General features: G+C 71.9%; 18 protein-coding genes. 1 reads left to right on the top strand and 17 read right to left on the bottom strand.

What is annotated here, in order from left to right; all coding sequences use genetic code 11:
* Positions 1-71: 71 nt before the first annotated feature.
* Genes NAMU_RS15600 through nadA form a run of 9 tightly spaced genes read right to left on the bottom strand, consistent with a single transcriptional unit; the run spans position 72 to position 7,985 of the window.
* The gene (locus NAMU_RS15600; RefSeq protein WP_015748359.1) at positions 72-713 is read right to left on the bottom strand and encodes a hypothetical protein; all 642 of its coding nucleotides are present in this window, start codon (positions 711-713) and stop codon (positions 72-74) included.
* Positions 714-723: 10 nt separating this feature from the next.
* Entirely contained in the window at positions 724-1,356 is a 633-nt protein-coding gene (gene hisH, locus NAMU_RS15605; RefSeq protein WP_015748360.1) for an imidazole glycerol phosphate synthase subunit HisH, read from the bottom strand.
* Positions 1,353-1,499, bottom strand: coding sequence for a hypothetical protein (locus NAMU_RS30045; protein WP_169312454.1), 147 nt, complete (start codon positions 1,497-1,499; stop codon positions 1,353-1,355). The genes hisH and NAMU_RS30045 overlap by 4 nt, the downstream gene beginning before the upstream one ends.
* A gap of 5 nt (positions 1,500-1,504) precedes the next feature.
* On the bottom strand, positions 1,505-2,104 hold the full coding sequence (hisB, locus tag NAMU_RS15610; protein WP_015748362.1) for an imidazoleglycerol-phosphate dehydratase HisB: 600 nt from the start codon (positions 2,102-2,104) through the stop codon (positions 1,505-1,507).
* Positions 2,101-3,201 (bottom strand): histidinol-phosphate transaminase, encoded by a 1,101-nt coding sequence (locus NAMU_RS15615; protein WP_015748363.1) that lies wholly within the window; start codon positions 3,199-3,201, stop codon positions 2,101-2,103. Before NAMU_RS15615 ends, hisB begins: the two co-directional genes overlap by 4 nt.
* Positions 3,198-4,505, bottom strand: coding sequence for a histidinol dehydrogenase (gene hisD / locus NAMU_RS15620; RefSeq protein ID WP_015748364.1), 1,308 nt, complete (start codon positions 4,503-4,505; stop codon positions 3,198-3,200). The genes NAMU_RS15615 and hisD overlap by 4 nt, the downstream gene beginning before the upstream one ends.
* A gap of 17 nt (positions 4,506-4,522) precedes the next feature.
* Positions 4,523-5,371, bottom strand: coding sequence for a carboxylating nicotinate-nucleotide diphosphorylase (gene nadC / locus NAMU_RS15625; protein WP_015748365.1), 849 nt, complete (start codon positions 5,369-5,371; stop codon positions 4,523-4,525).
* The gene (locus NAMU_RS15630; RefSeq protein ID WP_015748366.1) at positions 5,368-6,984 is read right to left on the bottom strand and encodes an L-aspartate oxidase; all 1,617 of its coding nucleotides are present in this window, start codon (positions 6,982-6,984) and stop codon (positions 5,368-5,370) included. Before NAMU_RS15630 ends, nadC begins: the two co-directional genes overlap by 4 nt.
* Positions 6,981-7,985 (bottom strand): quinolinate synthase NadA, encoded by a 1,005-nt coding sequence (gene nadA / locus NAMU_RS15635; RefSeq protein ID WP_015748367.1) that lies wholly within the window; start codon positions 7,983-7,985, stop codon positions 6,981-6,983. Before nadA ends, NAMU_RS15630 begins: the two co-directional genes overlap by 4 nt.
* An 87-nt stretch (positions 7,986-8,072) precedes the next feature.
* Between nadA and NAMU_RS15640 the strand changes: the two genes are divergently transcribed.
* A complete protein-coding gene (locus NAMU_RS15640) occupies positions 8,073-8,804 on the top strand; it encodes an NUDIX hydrolase (protein ID WP_015748368.1) in 732 nt (243 codons plus the stop codon).
* Here NAMU_RS15640 and NAMU_RS15645 read toward each other — a convergent pair.
* From NAMU_RS15645 to NAMU_RS15675, 8 genes are read right to left on the bottom strand one after another with little or no spacing between them, the layout of a single operon-like run.
* Complete coding sequence (locus NAMU_RS15645) at positions 8,764-9,366, bottom strand: hypothetical protein (RefSeq protein ID WP_015748369.1); 603 nt, start codon at positions 9,364-9,366, stop codon at positions 8,764-8,766. The two genes, NAMU_RS15640 and NAMU_RS15645, sit on opposite strands and share 41 nt — an antisense overlap.
* Positions 9,363-9,731, bottom strand: a complete 369-nt coding sequence (locus NAMU_RS15650; RefSeq protein ID WP_015748370.1) for a hypothetical protein — start codon at positions 9,729-9,731, stop codon at positions 9,363-9,365. Before NAMU_RS15650 ends, NAMU_RS15645 begins: the two co-directional genes overlap by 4 nt.
* Complete coding sequence (locus tag NAMU_RS15655) at positions 9,728-11,218, bottom strand: TIGR03767 family metallophosphoesterase (RefSeq protein ID WP_052307959.1); 1,491 nt, start codon at positions 11,216-11,218, stop codon at positions 9,728-9,730. Before NAMU_RS15655 ends, NAMU_RS15650 begins: the two co-directional genes overlap by 4 nt.
* Positions 11,209-11,529: a hypothetical protein gene (locus tag NAMU_RS30510; RefSeq protein WP_217180433.1), complete on the bottom strand. Its 321-nt coding sequence runs from the start codon at positions 11,527-11,529 to the stop codon at positions 11,209-11,211. Before NAMU_RS30510 ends, NAMU_RS15655 begins: the two co-directional genes overlap by 10 nt.
* 21 nt (positions 11,530-11,550) lie before the next feature.
* Positions 11,551-12,072 (bottom strand): DUF2567 domain-containing protein, encoded by a 522-nt coding sequence (locus NAMU_RS15660; protein ID WP_015748371.1) that lies wholly within the window; start codon positions 12,070-12,072, stop codon positions 11,551-11,553.
* Positions 12,069-15,596, bottom strand: a complete 3,528-nt coding sequence (gene dnaE / locus NAMU_RS15665) for a DNA polymerase III subunit alpha (protein WP_015748372.1) — start codon at positions 15,594-15,596, stop codon at positions 12,069-12,071. The genes NAMU_RS15660 and dnaE overlap by 4 nt, the downstream gene beginning before the upstream one ends.
* A 46-nt stretch (positions 15,597-15,642) precedes the next feature.
* A complete protein-coding gene (locus NAMU_RS15670; protein WP_041369029.1) occupies positions 15,643-15,888 on the bottom strand; it encodes a hypothetical protein in 246 nt (81 codons plus the stop codon).
* A gap of 2 nt (positions 15,889-15,890) precedes the next feature.
* Entirely contained in the window at positions 15,891-16,850 is a 960-nt protein-coding gene (locus NAMU_RS15675) for a hypothetical protein (protein ID WP_052307961.1), read from the bottom strand.

Raw genomic sequence — 16,850 nt, forward strand, 5'->3', positions numbered from 1 at the left:
CCCCCGTTCCGAACGGGTGTCCACACGCTAGATCGACCGTCTGACAGTGCCCATGAGGCGGCGGAGAAGGGTCAGGACACCCGGGCAACAGCCGCCGGACGGACGGCCGGGACAGCGGTCGGGACAGCCGGCGCGATCCGCACCGCATCCCGTTCGGCCCGCAGCAGCAGGTCCACGACGGCTCCCGGACCGGCCGCCCGGCGGCCGCCGATCTGCACGGCCAACTCCCGGTCCCGCAGCCGACCGTGGCCGCGATCCAGGCCGTGCCAGCCGGTCCAGCGGGCGGTGAGCACCAGGTCGGCGCCCGGCCACGGCCCGGCGACCAGCAGCACCGCGCCGCGTTGCCGCAACCGGCCACCGAGCACCCGCTGCCGGGCCGGGGCGGGGCGAACCGCCGGGGGCAGGGCGACGGCGATCAGGTCCACCCCGTCGATCAGGATCGAGACGACCTGCAGCGCGTCGGATCCGGGGTCGGGGATGAGCACCACCCGGTCCAGGTCAACGCCCAGTTCGGCGGCGGCCCGCAGGCCCAGGCCGGGCATCCCGACCAGCGCCGCCCAGTGCCCCGTCCCGGACCCGGCGAGCAGCGTGAACAGCAGGCTGGTCGCGCCCTGGCCGAGCACGCTGACCACCGACCCCCGGGTCAGCCCGCCCCGCGGCAACGCGGCCGCCAGGGGTGCGGCAACCGGAAAGACCGCTGAGCTCTCGAACACGTGTTCGATGTTAGATCGAGGCCACCCAGCGCCGCAACACCTCGGCCCCGGCATCACCCGACTTCTCCGGGTGGAACTGGGTCGCCGACAACGGGCCGTTCTCCACCGCCGCGACGAACCGGTCGCCGCCGTGCTCGGCCCAGGTCACCACCGGCGGGGTGAACGGCTCGGTGACCTCGAGTTCCCACCGACGAACCGCATAGGAGTGCACGAAATAGAACCGGGTCGCGGGGTCCAGATCGGCGAACAGCACCGACCCGGCACCGGGCGAGACGGTGTTCCAACCCATGTGCGGCACGATCGGCGCCTGCAGCCGTTCCACCGTGCCCGGCCACTCCCCGACCCCGTCGGTCTGCACCCCGTGCTCGACGCCGCGTTCGAACAGGATCTGCATGCCCACGCAGATCCCCAGCACCGGCCGGTTGCCGGCGACGCGCCGATCGATGATCCGTTGCCCGCGGACCGCGGTCAGCCCCTGCATGCACGCCTCGTACGCGCCCACGCCCGGCACCACCAGGCCGTCGCAATTCAACGCCGCGTCGAAGTCGGAGGTCACGGTGACCGACGCGCCGGTCCGACGCAACGCCCGCTCGGCGGAGGCCAGATTGCCCGAGCCGTAGTCGAGCACCACCAGGTCGGTCATGACACCAGCCACGCAATCCCGCCGACGATGCAGGCGGCGGCGAACACCCCGACGATCACCGCGGCCGGCACCGATTTGCGCGACAGCGAGATCACCCCACCGATCAGAAACCCACCGAGCCCGATCAGCACGATCGGCAGCACAGTGGTCACAGCACGCCCTTGGTCGACGGCACGCCCGACACCCGCGGGTCCGGCTCCACCGCCTGCCGCAACGCCCGGGCGATCGCCTTGTACTGGGCCTCGCAGATGTGGTGCGGATCGCGGCCGTAGAGCACCCGGACGTGCAGGTTCATCCGCGCGTGGAAGGCCAGCGAGTCGAACACGTGCGTGTTGAGCACCACCGGGTAGTTGTTGCCCACGACCGCACCGAAGATGTTCTCCGGCTCCCCCAGGTGCACGCTGTACGGCCGGCCGGACAGGTCGACCGCGGCGTGCGCCAGCGTCTCGTCCATCGGCACGAACGCGTCCCCGAACCGGCGGATGCCCTTCTTGTCACCGACCGCCTGGCCGATCGCCTGGCCGAGCACGATCGCGGTGTCCTCGACGGTGTGGTGCGCGTCGATGTCGACGTCGCCGACCGACCGGACGGTCAGATCGAAGCTGCCGTGCACGCCGAACGAGATCAGCATGTGGTCGTAGAACCGCACACCGGTGGAGATCTCCACCTGCCCGGTGCCATCCAGGTCCAGATCGACCAACACGGACGATTCACTCGTGGTGCGCTCGATGCGCGCCCGCCGACTCATTGATTCTCCTTGCGCAGGGTGGCGCTCACCGCGATGAGCACGTCGTTCTCGGCGTCGGTGCCGATGGTGGTCCGCAGGTAGCCCGAGATGCCCATGTCCCGCACGAGCACGCCGGCGTCCAGGTACTGCTGCCAGGTGGCCTTGGCGTCGGCGAACTCCCCGAACAGCAGGAAGTTGGCGTCGGACTCGATCACCCGCAGGCCCAGTTCGGTCAGCGCCGCCGCCACCCGGTTCCGTTCGGCGACCAGGTGAGCCACCGAGGCCAGCGTGTCGTCGGCGTGCCGCAACGCGGCCAGCGCGGCCGCCTGGGTCAGCGTGGACAGGTGATACGGCAGCCGGACCAGCAGCAACGCGTCGATGACGGCCGGCGCGGCGGCCAGGTAACCCAGCCGGCCCCCGGCGAACGCGAACGCCTTGGACATGGTGCGGACGACGACCAGTTTCCGCGGGAACGTCTCGATGAGCTCGATCGCCGACGGCCGGTCGGAGAACTCCGCGTAGGCCTCGTCGACCACCACCATGCCGGGGGTCGCCGCGGCCAGCCGGGCCACGTCCGGCGGCGGCAGCGACCCGCCGGTCGGGTTGTTCGGGCTGGTGATGAACAGCACGTCCGGCGCCCGCTGCGCGACCAGGTCGACGGCCGCGTCCACATCCACGGTGAAGTCGTCCCGCCGGGGGCAGGACAGCCAGGTGGTCCGGGTGCCGGAGGCGATGATCGGGTGCATCGAGTACGACGGCTCGAACCCCAACGCGGACCGGCCGGGGCCGGCGAAGGCCTGCAGCAATTGCAGCAAGATCTCGTTGGACCCGTTGGCCGCCCACACGTTCGCGCTGGTCAGCGGCACGCCGGTGGATCGGGACAGGTACTGCGCCAACGACTGCCGCAACGCCACCGCGTCCCGGTCCGGGTACCGGTTCAGCTCGACCGCGGCGGCCGCGACCGAGGCGGCCAGGTCGGCGACCAGCGCATCCGAGGGCGGGTAGGGGTTCTCGTTGGTGTTCACCCGGACCGGCACGTCCAGCTGCGGGGCGCCGTAGGGGGACTTGCCGACGAGGTCCGCGCGCAGCGGCAGGTCGGCCAGGGTCACCTCGATCATGAGCCGTCCCGCGCCGTCAGCCGCACGGCGACCGCCTCGCCGTGCGCGGGCAGGTCCTCCGCGGCCGACAGGGCGGCGACGTGTGGACCCACCTCGCGCAGCGCATCGGCGGAGTAGTCGATCACCTGCTGCTGCCGCAGGAACGTGGTGGCGGCCAGGCCGGCGGAGAACCGGGCCGACCCGCCGGTGGGCAGCACGTGGTTGGACCCGGCGCAGTAGTCGCCCAGCGATACCGGTGAGTACGCGCCGACGAACACCGCGCCGGCATTGCGCACCCGGGCGGCCACGGCGGCGGCGTCCCGGGTCTGGATCTCCAGGTGCTCGGCGGCGTATGCGTCGGCCACGGCCAGCGCGTCGTCGATGCCGGCGACCAGCACCACGCCGGACTGCGGGCCGGTCAGCGCCTCGGTGATCCGCTCGCTGTGCTTGGTCGCGGCCACCCGGGCCGGCAGCACGGCGTCGACCGCGTCGGCCAGCTCGGTCGAGGTGGTGATCAGCACCGAGGCGGCCAGCGGGTCGTGCTCGGCCTGCGAGATCAGGTCGGCGGCGACGTACTCGGGGTCGGCGGAGTCGTCAGCGACCACGGCGATCTCGGTGGGGCCGGCCTCCGAGTCGATGCCGACGACACCGCGCAGCAGCCGCTTGGCCGCGGTGACGTAGACGTTGCCCGGTCCGGTGATCACGTCGACCGGTTCGACGCCATCGGCACCCAGAGCCAGCAGCGCGATGCCCTGGGCCCCGCCGGCGGCGTAGACCTCATCGATGTCCAGCAGGGCGCAGGCGGCCAGCACGTTGCGGTCCGGCCAGCCGTCGTTGTCCTTCTGCGGCGGCGAGGTGACGGCGATCGCGTCGACGCCCGCGACCTGCGCGGGCACCACGTTCATCACCACACTCGACGGGTACAGCGCGCGCCCGCCCGGCACGTACAGCCCGACCCGGCGCACCGGCACCCACCGCTGCCGCACCAGGGCACCGGAGGCCAGCGTGGTCACCGTCTCGGCCGGCAGCTGCGCGGCGTGCCCGACCCGGGCGCGGGCGATGGACTCCACCAGCGCGGCCCGCAGCGAACCGGTCAGCGCGCCGGAGGCCGCCTCGATCACCTCGACCGGGACCCGAACCGCGGCCGGGCGCACGCCGTCGAACCGCTGCGCCGCGTCCAGCACGGCCGCCGCGCCACGATGACGGACGTCCTCGATGATCGGGGCGACCGTCGCGGTCGCCGAACCGATGTCGACGGCCGCCCGGGGCAGCACGTCGCCGAGCACCCGGGGCAGGCCGGCACGTAGGTCGATCCGTTGAAGCATGGATCAAGCCTAGGGTGTCAGCCGACCAGGTCGAGACCGAGATCCAGGGCGGGAGCCGAGTGGGTGAGCGCGCCCACCGCGAGATAGTCCACGCCGGTCCGGGCGACGGCCCGGGCGCGGTCCAGGGTGAGCCCGCCCGAGGCCTCCAGGTACACCCGCCGCGGAAGGGCCCGGGCCCGCAGCACCGCCTCGGCCGTGTCGGCCAGCGAGAAGTTGTCCAGCAGGACCAGTTCGGCGCCGGCGCCGATCGCCTCGTCGAACTGCTCGAGGGTGTCGACCTCGACCTCCAGCGTGATGTCCGGGTCGAGCGCGCGGACCGCCTTGATCGCCGCGGTCACCGAACCGGCCGCGGCGACGTGGTTGTCCTTGATCAGCGCGGCGTCGCCCAGGCTCATCCGATGGTTCACCCCGCCGCCGCAGCGCACCGCGTACTTCTCCAGCGCGCGCAGCCCGGGCAGCGTCTTGCGGGTGTCCCGGATCCGGGCCCCGGTGCCGGCCACGGCGTCCACCCAGGTCCGGGTGGCCGAGGCGATGCCGGACAGGTGGGTCAGCAGATTCAGCGCGGTCCGCTCGGCGGTCAGGATCCCCGCGGTCGGGCCGTGCACGATCAGCGCCGGCTCCCCCGGGACGAGGGTCCCGCCGTCGGGCACCAGCTGCTCGACCCGGACGGCCGAGCCGATCACGGTCCGGAACACCTGCGCGGCGATCGGGCCGCCGGCCAGCACCCCGGCCTGCCGCGGGGTGAGCTGCGCCCGCACCGACTGGTCGGCCGGGACGGTGGCCAGGGTGGTGACGTCCGCGCCGTCGGCCAGGTCCTCGGCCAGGGCCCGATCGATGACCGCCTGATCGCTCACTGCATCGATCATCGGGCCACCTCCGGTTCCAGGACCTCGATCGCGGCGCCGCGGGCCCGCACCAGCACCGGGCGTTCCCACTCAGCGGAGCGGTTCGGGTGGTCGGTGCGCACGTGGCAGCCGCGGGATTCGGTGCGCACCTCGGCGGCGGCCAGCAGGGCGCCGGCGGCCAGCGCCAGGTTGGCCGTCTCCACCGCGGGACGATCCGGCGTGGCGCGGTGCAGACCGGCGGGATCATCGCCCAGCGACGCGATCGCCGACTGCGCGGCCAGCAGCCCGGGCAGGTCGCGGCCGATGCCGGCCGAACTGCTCATGGTCGCCTGCAGCTCCAGCCGGCCGGCCGGGTCGGCCGCCGGTGGGTCGGTGAGGATCAGTTCGGCCGGCCGCGACGTTGCCGCGGAAACGTCCGCGCGCACCGCGAGGGCCGCCCGCTCCCCCATCACCAGGCCCTCGAGCAACGAGTTCGAGGCCAGCCGGTTGGCGCCGTGCAGCCCGGTGCGGGCCACCTCGCCGATGGCCAGCAGGCCGGGCACGGTGGTGCGCCCGTCCAGATCAGTGAGCACCCCACCGCAGTGGTAATGCGCCGCCGGGGCAACCGGGATCGGCTGCCGGGTCGGGTCGATGCCGGCCCGCAGGCAGGCTGCGGACACGGTCGGGAACCGGCGCCGGAAGACGGCCGGCGGGATCGCGGTGGCGTCCAGGTACACGTGGTCGGACACCCCGCCCGGGGCCGTGGCCAGGCGGCGGGTGATGGCCAGCGAGACCACGTCCCGGGGGGCCAGATCGGCCAGCGGGTGCACGCCGCGCATGACGCTGGCACCGGTCGCGTCGATCAGCACCGCGCCCTCGCCACGGACCGCCTCGGTGACCAGGGCCCGGTGCCCGAGCTCGCCCGGCCCGGTCCACAGCACGGTCGGATGGAACTGCATGAATTCGACGTCGGCCAGCGCGGCGCCGGCCCGCAGCGCCATGGCCAAGCCGTCCGCGGTGGCCACGCCCGGATTGGTGGTGGCCGCGTACAGGTGGCCGGCGCCGCCGGTGGCCAGCACGACCGCGGCAGCGCGGATCAGCCCGATCCGTCCGTCGGGGCCCAGCACGGACAGCCCGCGGGCCCGCCCGTGCCCGTCCAGCAGCACGTCCAGCGCGAGGTGATCGGCCAGCATCGTGGGCAGCCCGGGCGCGGCCAGCAGGGCCCGCTCGATCTCGGCCCCGGTGGCGTCGCCCCCGGCGTGGATCACCCGGTTCGCGGTGTGCCCGCCCTCCCGGGTGCGCAGCAGCCCGTCCGGGCCGGCGTCGAAGGCGGCGCCGCGGGCGATCAGCCGGGCGACGGCCCCCGGGCCCGCGCCCAGGATCAGCTCGACCGCGGTCGGGTCGCTGAGCCCGGCCCCGGCGACCAGGGTGTCGGTGACGTGGTCGGCGACGCTGTCCCCCGGGTCGTGCTCGTCGCGGACGACGGCGACGCCGCCCTGCGCCCAGGAGGTGTTCGCCTCGTCCGGCGCGCCCTTGGTGACGACCAGCACCCGCATCGTGGGCGCCGCGTCCAGGGCGAAGGTCAGGCCGGCCACCCCGGTGCCGACGACGACCACGTCCGTGGTCGCCTCCCAGTCGGGCAGCGAGACGGTCATTCCCCGCCTCCGCTCATCCCGATCCCGATCATTCGCTCGACCGCACCGCGGGCCCGGGCGGCGATGTCGGGGTCGACGACGACCTCGTCGCGCATCTGCTCGAGCGAGCGCAGCAGCTTGGCCGGGGTGATCATCTTCATGTACTTGCAGGACGCCCGGTCGTTGACGGCCAGGAACTCCACCCCCGGGGCGGCCCGGCGCAGCTGGTGGATCATGCCGATCTCGGTGGCCACCAGCACCTGCTTGGTGCGCCCGACCTTGGCCGCGTCCACCATCTCGCCGGTGGACAGGATCTTCACCCGCTCGGCCGGCACCGCCCCCGCGGTGGCCAGATACAGCGCGCTGGTCGCGCAGCCGCACTCCGGGTGGATGTAGAGGTCGGCGTCCGGGTGGGCGGTGGCCTGGGCGGTCAGCTGGCCGCCGTTGATGCCGGCGTGCACGTGGCACTCGCCGCCCCAGACCTGAATGTTGTCGCGACCCAGGATCCGGCGCACGTGCGCACCCAGGAACTGGTCCGGACCGAACAGCACCGGGGTGTCGGCCGGGATGGAGCGGACCACCTCGACGGCGTTGGAGGACGTGCAGCAGATGTCGGTCTCGGCCTTCACCTCGGCGGTGGTGTTCACGTAGGACACCACGACCGCCCCGGGGTTGGCCGCTTTCCACTCGCGCAGCTGGTCGGCGGTGATCGAGTCGGCCAGCGAGCAGCCGGCGTCGGCGTCCGGGATCAGCACCGTCTTGTCCGGCGAGAGGATCTTGGCGGTCTCGGCCATGAAGTGCACGCCGCAGAACACGATGGTCTGCTGCGGGGCGGTCGCCGCGATCCGGGACAGGGCGAGCGAGTCGCCAACGTGGTGGGCGATGTCCTGGATGGCCCCCACCTGGTAGTTGTGGGCCAGGATGACGGCGTCACGCTGTTCGGCCAGCGCCCGCACCCGCTCGGCCCAGTCGGCCGGCAGGTCCTCGTGCAGGTCACTGTTCGTGGCCAGGCTCGCTGTCATGTGTCCTCCACCTTCACCGGGGTTTTCGACTACTGATCGAAAACGCCCTGAGTGTATCAGTTGGGTTATCGACTTACAATCGCGAACATGCATCCCGCCGGGTCGGGCTCACCGACGGGCCGCAAGACCGCCAGCCTCCTGGAGGTCCTGGCCGCCGTCTTCACCGTGCACCGCAATGCCTCCGCCGACGGCCGGCCGCACCTGCAACTCTTGCTGTGGCGCCGGGCCCGGGAACCGGACGCCGGGCGCTGGGCGCTGCCGGGCGGCGTGATGTGGGACACCGAGGACGTCGACGCCTCCGCCCGCCGGCAGCTGGCCGAGAAGGTCGACCTGCAGCAGGTCTCGCACCTGGAGCAGACCGGGGTGTTCTCCGACCCGGGCCGGATGCCCGATATCCGGATGGTCGCGACCGGGTTCCTGGGCCTGGTGCCGATGGACGCTGACCCGACGCTGCCGGCGGACACCGCCTGGCACCCGGTGGACAACCTGCCCGACCTGGCCTTCGACCACGCGATCATCGCCGACCGGGCGTTGCAGCGGCTGCGGGCCAAGCTGTCCTACACCAACATCGGCTTCGCGTTGGCCCCGGAGAGTTTCACGCTGGCCGAACTGGGCCGGATCTACGCCGCCGCGCTGGGCCACGACGTGGACGTCACCAACCTGCAGCGCATCCTGACCCGTCGCGGCATGCTCGAGCCGACCGGCTCGACCGCTCCCCCGGGCCCGACCGGCGGCCGGCCGGCGGCGATGTACCGCTTCAGCGTCGGCGAGTACCGGGTCACGGACCCGTTCGCGGCCTTTCGCCCACCCGGCGGCTGAGGTCGGCCGCCCGCCGGTACAGCGCGGTGGACCAGCCCAGCACCAGCACGGCCAGCACGCCGAACCACAGCCAGGTCACCGCGGCCGACAGCGGACCGGTGACCAGCAGCCCGGACAGCAGGGCCGCGGCCCAGCTCAGGACGGCGACCACCAGCAGCACCAGCAATCCGGCCACGGCTCGCGCGGGTATCACCCGGAAGGCCCGGAAGGCGGTCCGCACCGGGCGCGGCGCGCCATCGGCCACCGGGGGCAGTACCAGCGCGCCGACCAGCAGCAGCGGCGGCGCCAGCCACGGCGAGAGCACCGCGGCCGCGCCGATCACCAGCCCGAGGCCGGCCACCCAGACCGGCAGCGCCGGCCGCACCCGACCGGCACCGGCCGCCGCGATCACCGTGATCGCCGCCACCACCAGCGCGAACGAGGCCAGGGCCAGCTCGGCGAACGACCACGACCGGGCCGGGACCGGGTCGGCGAACACCAGCAGGGCCTGGGCCGCCGCGGTGAGCAGGACGGCCGGCAGGTACACCCGCCACCCGGCCAGCACGACCCGCACCGTGGTCATGACGTGGACCGCGCGCTGGCGTCCAGCACGTCGCGGACCGACCCCTGGTAGATCGTCGTGCTGTTGACGCTGACCGTCAGGGTGTCCGCCGTCGCCGCCGGGCCGGATGCGCTCACCGCGATCGGCTCGCCCGCGACGGTCGTGCCCGCGCAGGTGATCGTCGGCCCGTCCTGGTCGCAGACCGGGGCCACGGCCAGTGCGATCGCCCGGTCGAGCAGGACGTCGTTAGCGGCGAACCGGACCTCGGTGATCCGGTTGCCGCTGACCGGGGCCAGCGCGGCGACCTGCGAGCAGCCGGCGAGCACGAGGGCCGCGCCGGCCAGCATTGCGGTCCGGGTGGCGTTCCGGACCGGAGGGCGGATCATCGCGGGCTCCGCTGCTCGTAGGCGACCAGCCGGGCCCGCTGGGCCAGGCTCTGCGCCTCCAGGGCGGCGTCGGAGATGCCGGACAGGTCGAACGGGGCCGGCAGCAGCAGTTCGGTGTTCCGGTCCAGCGCCGAACCCCGTAGCATCAGCGGGTTCTCGGCCCAGTCGTTGGCGGCCAGCTCCCGGCTGCGGGAGGCCAGATCGGCCAGCGATCCGCTGTTGCCCGGAATGATCGGCGAGGCGTGGTCGAGCACCGTGGTGAAGATCGACATCGTGCCGTCGCGGTTGTCGAGAAGTTCCAGCACCTGCTGCTGCTGCGGGAAGTCGATGCAGGAGGCGGTGGTGATCTCCCAGAACCCGCCCCCGCCGGGGCGCCGGTGGGCCAGGATCTGATTGAGGTGGGTGTGCCCGTTGAGCCAGCCGACGGCCACCGGGTACTGCAGCAGCAGGTCGATGAACTCGTCGGCTCCGTGCAGGAGCTGGTCCTGGCCCGGCCGCTGGGCCCGGTTCTCCAGGGTCAGGCTGTTGTGGTGGCTGACCACCAGGACCAGCCGCTGCTGCGCCTGCGCGGCGGCGAGTTCGGTTCGCAGCCACTGGAACTGATCGTCCGGGACGGCCCCGTCCGGGCCGGCGACCTGGTTGCAGGTGTCCAGGCCGAGCATCCGGACCTGGTCGCTCAGATCGGCCTTCCACCAGGTCTGGCCGGTGTCCAGGTTGTGCTGGGTGAAGCCGTGCCCGACCGGCCCGGGTGTCGTGGTCGTCCGGAAGTGTTCGGCCATGAAGTCGCGTTGCTCGAACAGCCGGCGCTGCGCGTCGGCCGGCACCGACCGGAGCCCCGGCCGCCACCCGCTCTGCACGCCGAGCGCATCGATCATCCGCTGCAGCGGGCTGCCGGTGGCCGCATACCCGGCCAACGCGGTGGTGGCGGTGGCCTCGAGGGTGAAGGACTTCTGGCCGCCGACGGCCTGGGCCCGCCACTGCGAGCTGACGTCGAAGGTGCCGAGCATCAGGGTGTCGTGGTTGCCGTAGACGGCGTACCAGGGCACCGGCAGGCCGACCGAGTGGACCGGCCGGGCGATGGCCTGGGTCAGCAGGTCCGGCAGCGTCGGGAACCCGTAGTCACCGAAGTCGTCACCGCCGGGATCGGCCGGCCGGTAGGCCCACCGGGCCTCCGGCCAGGCCTGCACCCCGTTGTACCGGGTGTTCCCGCCACTGCTGGGCAGCACCGGGACGCCGTCGAGAATGTCGATGTACCACCGAAGTTCCAGCGCCGAATGCATGTCGGCGCTGTCCCCGGTGACGATCGCGGCGGCCATCGGCGCGCCGGTCAGCGGGCTGTACCGCAGATCCGCGAACGACTGGACCATGGCCGCGGTGACGTGCACGGTCAGCGGGTCCTGCGGGTGGAAGGCCGAACCCCAGGCGGCGTGGTCCTGCACGATCATCGGCTCGATCCGGCCGGGCGACTGCGCATCGATCACGTGCATGTCCGACAGGTGGCCCAGGTAGAGCAGCGACCGCGAGCGGCGGCCCGGCCGGCGTCGGGGGCGCGGCCGAGCACGTCCAGTCGCGGGACATAGGGCTCCCCCGGTCCGGCGACCAGGGTGCGGTAGCTGCCGGTGCCCGACGTCCGGGTCGCCTCGCTGCCCTGCCGGACGGTGACCAGCAGCGTGCTCGAGGCCATCGAGGGCACGGCCGCGGCGGCCAGCCGGCCCCCGAGCACGGCCGGGTCCAGGGCCAGCACGGCGGCCAGACCGGCCACCGAGGCGGCAAACCGACGACCGGACAACCCAGGCACGGGCCGGACGCTAACAGCGAATCAGGCAGATTGTCGACAATCTGCGGGCGGCGGCGTGGCGGGGACCGACAGGTCCGGGCGACCGTTCCAGGCGACCAGGAAGGTGTACACCAGGGCCGCGGCCACCGGCTGGGCCAGCACGGCCAGGATGGTGCCGGTGGACGGCGCGGAGACCACGATCGAATCGGCCGCCGAGGCCCCGACCGATGCGGGATCGGTGCCGGGGGCGATCAACCGGCCTAACCCCCAGGCGATCAGGGACCCGGCGAACGAGGCGCCGACCACGGTCAGCAGCATCGGCCAGCCCCGGCTCGTGCGCGCACGCCAGGCCAGCACCGCGGTCAGCACGCCGACGATGATGCCCAGCCAGCAGAACAGGGCCAGGGCGACGAAGTGGTAGCTGGTGGTGCTGGGCAACGCGCCGTACCGGCCGTCGGCGAGCACCTTGTAGGGCACCCCGGGGGCCAGGAACGCCCACAGCAGGCCCTGCAGCACCCCGGCGGCGCCGGCCCCGATCAGCACGACCCGCGCGGCCCGCGTCACGAGGCGATGCAGTCCGCGCCGAGCAGCGCCTTGAGGTCGCCGATCAGCGCCGACGTGCGGGTCACCCGCAGCCCGTCGTCGAGCTTGAGGGTGGTGATCCGGGAGCCGTTGAGCAGCTTGAGGTGCACGGCGGTGGTGCCCGGATGGGCCTGCAGCACGTCCTTGAGCCGGTCCACCACCGGCGGGGTGCACCGCTGCGCGGCGATGGAGACCTGCACCGGACCCTTGCCCGGGTCGTTGGACAGGTCGGGCACCACGACCGACTGCGCGTGCAGCGAGAGCCGGTCCTCCGAACGGGCCACCCGCGCCTTGACCAGCACGATGGCGTCCTCGGCCAGCAGCATCGCGGTCTCCAGGTAGACCTTGGGGAAGAAGGCGACCTCGACGCCACCGGCCAGGTCCTCCAGGGTGGCCGAGGCCCAGGGGTCGCCCTTCTTGGTCAGCCGGCGCTGCAGGTTGGTCAGGATCCCGCCGACGGTGATCAGCGCCCGGTCCGGGATAGTGCCGTCGAGCACGTCGGGGATGGACGCGTCCGACTGGGCCGACAGGATGTGCTCGACACCGGCCAGCGGATGGCCGGAGACGTACAGGCCCAGCATCTCCCGCTCGAAACCGAGCCGCAGCTTGGTGTCCCACTCGGTGTCCGGGACGTTGCCGCGGAAGGTGTCGCCCTTCTCCTCCTGGCTCATCTCGCCGAACAGGTCGAACTGACCGATCGCCTCGGCCTTCTTCAGGCCCAGCACCTCGTCGATGGCCCGGACATGGTCCATCAGCAGGCCCTTGCGCGGGTGACCCATCGAGTCGAAGGCGCCGGCCTTGATCAGCGACTCGACCACCTTCTTGTTGCAGGCGGTGGCGTCGACCTTGTCCAGGAAGTCGTAGAAGTCGGTGTAGGCGCCCTTGTCCTTGCGGCAGGCCACGATGGAGGCCACCACCCCGGTGCCCACGTTGCGGATCGCGGACAGACCGAACCGGATGTCGGTGCCGACCGGGGCGAAGTTCTGCACGCTGGCGTTGACGTCCGGCGCCATCACCTTGATCCCCATGGAGCGACATTCGGCCAGGTAGATGGCCATCTTGTCCTTGTCGTCGCCGACCGAGGTGAGCAGCGCGGCCATGTACTCGGCCGGGTAGTTGGCCTTGAGGTAGGCGGTCCAGTAGGACAGCATCCCGTAGGCCGCCGAGTGCGCCTTGTTGAACGCGTAGTCCGAGAACGGCAGCAGGATGTCCCAGAGCGTCTTGATCGCGTGCGGCGAGTAGCCGCGACCGGCCATCCCGCCGGAGAAGGTCTCGTACTGGGCGTCCAGTTCGGCCTTCTTCTTCTTGCCCATGGCCCGGCGCAGCAGATCGGCGGCGCCCAGGGTGTACCCGGCCAGGTGCTGGGCGATCGCCATCACCTGCTCCTGGTAGACGATCAGCCCGTAGGTGTCGCCCAACAGGTCCTGCAGCGCGTCGGCCAGCTCGGGGTGGATGGGCGTGACCGGCTTGCGGCCGGTCTTGCGGTCCGCGTACTCGTTGTGCGAGTTGGCCCCCATCGGGCCCGGCCGGTACAGGGCGATGACCGCCGAGATGTCCTCGAAGTTGTCCGGCCGCATCGACCGCAGCAGGGCGCGCATCGGACCGCCGTCGAGCTGGAACACGCCCAGGGTGTCACCCCGGGACAGCAGCTCGTAGGTCGCCTTGTCGTCCAGCGGCAGGTCTTCCAGGACCAGGTCGATCTCCCGGTTGGCCCGGATGTTGCCGACTGCGTCGTCCAAAATGGTCAGGTTGCGCAGCCCCAGGAAGTCCATCTTGATGAGGCCGAGCTTTTCGCAGGTCGGGTAGTCGAACTGGGTGATGATCGCCCCGTCCTGCTCCCGCTTCATGATCGGGATCAGGTCCAGCAGCGGCGCCGAGGACATGATGACGCCGGCCGCGTGCACCCCCCACTGCCGCTTGAGCCCCTCCAGCCCGCGGGCGGTGTCCACCACCTTGCGCACGTCCGGGTCGGTGTCGACCAGGGTGCGGAACTCGGTGCCCTCGTTGTACCGGGGGTCGGACGGCTCGAAGATCTTCGACAGCGGCACGTCCTTGCCCATGACCGGCGGCGGCATCACCTTGGTGATCCGGTCGCCGACCGAGAACGGCATGCCCAGCACCCGGGCCGAGTCCTTGACCGCCTGCTTGGCCTTGATGGTGCCGTAGGTGACGATCTGGGCGACCCGGTCGTCGCCGTAGCGCTCGGTGACGTAACGGATGACGTCACCGCGCCGGCGTTCGTCGAAGTCCACGTCGAAGTCGGGCATGGACACCCGGTCCGGGTTCAGGAACCGTTCGAAGATCAGCCCGTGCACCAGCGGGTTCAGGTCGGTGATCCGCATCGCGTAGGCCACCATCGACCCGGCGCCCGAGCCACGACCCGGGCCGACCCGGATGCCGTGGTCCTTGGCCCAGTTGATGAAGTCGGCCACGACCAGGAAGTAGCCGGGGAAGTTCATCGCGGTGATGACGCCGACCTCGTAGTCGGCCTGCTTGCGCACCTCGGGCGGGATGCCGCCGGGGAACCGGATGGCCAGCCCCTTGTCGACCTCCTTGACGAACCAGGTCTGCTCGGTCTCCCCCGCCGGCACCGGGAAGCGCGGCATGTAGGAGGACGCCTCGTCGAAGGCGACCGAACACCGCTCGGCGATCAGCAGGGTGTTGTCGCAGGCCTCCCGCAGGTCGTATTTGTCCGCCCACAGGGCCCGCATCTCGGCCGGCGACTTGAGGTAGAAGTCGTCCGCGTCAAACTTGAACCGGTTCGGGTCGTCCAGGGTCTTGCCGGACTGCACGCACAGCAGCGCCTCGTGCGCGCTCGCGTCGGCCTTGTTCGTGTAATGCAGGTCGTTGGTGGCGATCATCGGCAGCTGCAGGTCGCGGGCCAGCCGGATCAACCCGTCGCGCACCCGGGTTTCGATGGACAACCCGTGGTCCATCAGCTCGACGAAGTAGTTCTCCTTGCCCAGGATGTCCCGGAACTCGGCCGCCGAGGCCAGCGCCTTGTCGTAGTTGCCGATCCGCAGCCAGGTCTGCACCTCGCCGGACGGGCAGCCGGTGGTGCCGATCAGTCCGGCCGAATATTCCGACAGCAGCTCGCGGTCGGCGCGCGGCTTGTAGAAGAAGCCCTCCAGCGAGGCCCGCGAGGCCAGCCGGAACAGGTTGTGCATGCCCTGCGTGGTTTCCGAGAGCAGGGTGATGTGGGTGTAGGCACCGGCGCCGGACACGTCGTCGTCGCCGCCGTCGGCCCACCGGACCCGGGTCTTGTCGAACCGCGAGGTGTTCGGGGTGAGGTAGGCCTCCATGCCGATGATGGGGTTCACCCCGGCCGCCCGGGCCTGCCGGTAGAAGTCGTGCGCCCCGAAGACGTTGCCGTGGTCGGTCATGGCCAGCGCGGGCATGCCCAGTTCGGCGGTCCGCGCGAACAGCTCCCCCAGCCTGGCCGCACCGTCGAGCATCGAGTACTCGGTGTGCACGTGCAGGTGGACGAAGGAGTCGGTGTTGCTCACGCCCTAGTTCTTAGCACGAGGGGTCCGACAGTGGGTCCAGGCGCGATCACCGGTAGCGGCAGTAGGTCTCGATGTAGATCTCCACCTCGGCCGCGGTGTGCGTGTCCGGGTCGATCCGCACCGCCAGGGCCTGGATCCGGTGCTTGTATTGCTGCAGCTCGGGGGCGTTCTCCCCGATCAGATGCTCGGCCAGCCGGTCGAGTTCCAGGGCCAGCTTCCGCTCGCTGGCCCGGTTGGCCGCCATCGCGGCCTCCACGGCGTCGACCCGACGCTGCAATTCCGACACATCCACCGTCAAAGCGTAGAGGAGCCGCCGCGCCGGGCGTTCCACAGCCAGGCGATGCTGTTGGCGATCGGCCGGATCACCGCCGCGTCGTTCCAGTAGGCGACGTGCGAGACCGGTGACATGCCCAGCAGCAGCGCCCCGACCGAGACCGAACGGTCCCCGTCCACCGCCCGGTCCCACTCCGGCGAGAGTCCCTTGAGCGGGAAGGCGAGCACGTCGTCGGCGTCGTAGAAGTTGATCCACTCGGCGGCGCTGGCCAGCACCGGGTCCGGGCTGGTGCGGGCCGGGATCTGCAACGGGGAGGCGAAGTCGCCGTCGCGTTGGGTCCACAGGGCGATCGGGCTGCCCAGGGTGTAGAAGCCGGTCAGCGTCTGCCCGGCCTGCAGCGCCGTGGCCGCGGCCCGCCGACCCTTGCCCAGGTCGTAGAAGTGGTCGGCGGCGATCACGCTGCCCAGGCTGTGCGCGACCACGAACAGCGGCGCGTCCGGCGCCCGCTCGGCCAGCCGGGCCAGCGCCTTGGCCACCTCGGCATGGACCGCGTCGTAGACCTCACGGCTGTGCGGCGAGACCTGGTAGGCGACCACGTCGCCGACGAAGCTGGTGACCGCCCACCGCAGGGTCGGCCAGTGGATCTTGGGGATCCCGGGGACGTGCCGGACCAGCCCGGACAAGGCCAGCGGCAGCAGCGACAGGGTGGAACCGGTCGCCACCTTCTGGGTCAGCCGGTCCATCGCCCCGAACCAGCCCGAGGCGAAGCCGGGCACCGTCCGCTCGGAGAGCCGGTCCTGCCGGGCCAGCACCGCCGGCGCCCAGTAGGCCGATTCGATGATCAGGTCGTCGTCGGCCCGCTCGTCGTTGGTCGCGGCCCGGAACTGGGCCCGCAACTGGGCGACCGCGGTGCGCGCGTAGTCGGGCTCGCGGATCCCCACGCCGTGCACGAACAGCACGGCGATCCTGGCGTCGGCCAA

It is taken from the genome of Nakamurella multipartita DSM 44233 (assembly GCF_000024365.1).
Taxonomy (GTDB): domain Bacteria; phylum Actinomycetota; class Actinomycetes; order Mycobacteriales; family Nakamurellaceae; genus Nakamurella; species Nakamurella multipartita.

Excerpts from the sequence above, each read along its gene's own strand:
- NAMU_RS15645 (WP_015748369.1), bottom strand. The coding sequence starts at position 9,366 with ATGACCACGGTGCGGGTCGTGCTGGCCGGGTGGCGGGTGTACCTGCCG.
- nadA (WP_015748367.1), bottom strand. The coding sequence starts at position 7,985 with ATGACAGCGAGCCTGGCCACGAACAGTGACCTGCACGAGGACCTGCCG.
- NAMU_RS15615 (WP_015748363.1), bottom strand. The coding sequence starts at position 3,201 with ATGATCGAGGTGACCCTGGCCGACCTGCCGCTGCGCGCGGACCTCGTC.
- NAMU_RS15640 (WP_015748368.1), top strand. The coding sequence starts at position 8,073 with ATGCATCCCGCCGGGTCGGGCTCACCGACGGGCCGCAAGACCGCCAGC.
- NAMU_RS15655 (WP_052307959.1), bottom strand. The coding sequence starts at position 11,218 with ATGCACGTGATCGATGCGCAGTCGCCCGGCCGGATCGAGCCGATGATC.
- nadC (WP_015748365.1), bottom strand. The coding sequence starts at position 5,371 with ATGATCGATGCAGTGAGCGATCAGGCGGTCATCGATCGGGCCCTGGCC.
- hisD (WP_015748364.1), bottom strand. The coding sequence starts at position 4,505 with ATGCTTCAACGGATCGACCTACGTGCCGGCCTGCCCCGGGTGCTCGGC.
- NAMU_RS15630 (WP_015748366.1), bottom strand. The coding sequence starts at position 6,984 with ATGACCGTCTCGCTGCCCGACTGGGAGGCGACCACGGACGTGGTCGTC.
- hisH (WP_015748360.1), bottom strand. The coding sequence starts at position 1,356 with ATGACCGACCTGGTGGTGCTCGACTACGGCTCGGGCAATCTGGCCTCC.
- NAMU_RS15650 (WP_015748370.1), bottom strand. The coding sequence starts at position 9,731 with ATGATCCGCCCTCCGGTCCGGAACGCCACCCGGACCGCAATGCTGGCC.
- hisB (WP_015748362.1), bottom strand. The coding sequence starts at position 2,104 with ATGAGTCGGCGGGCGCGCATCGAGCGCACCACGAGTGAATCGTCCGTG.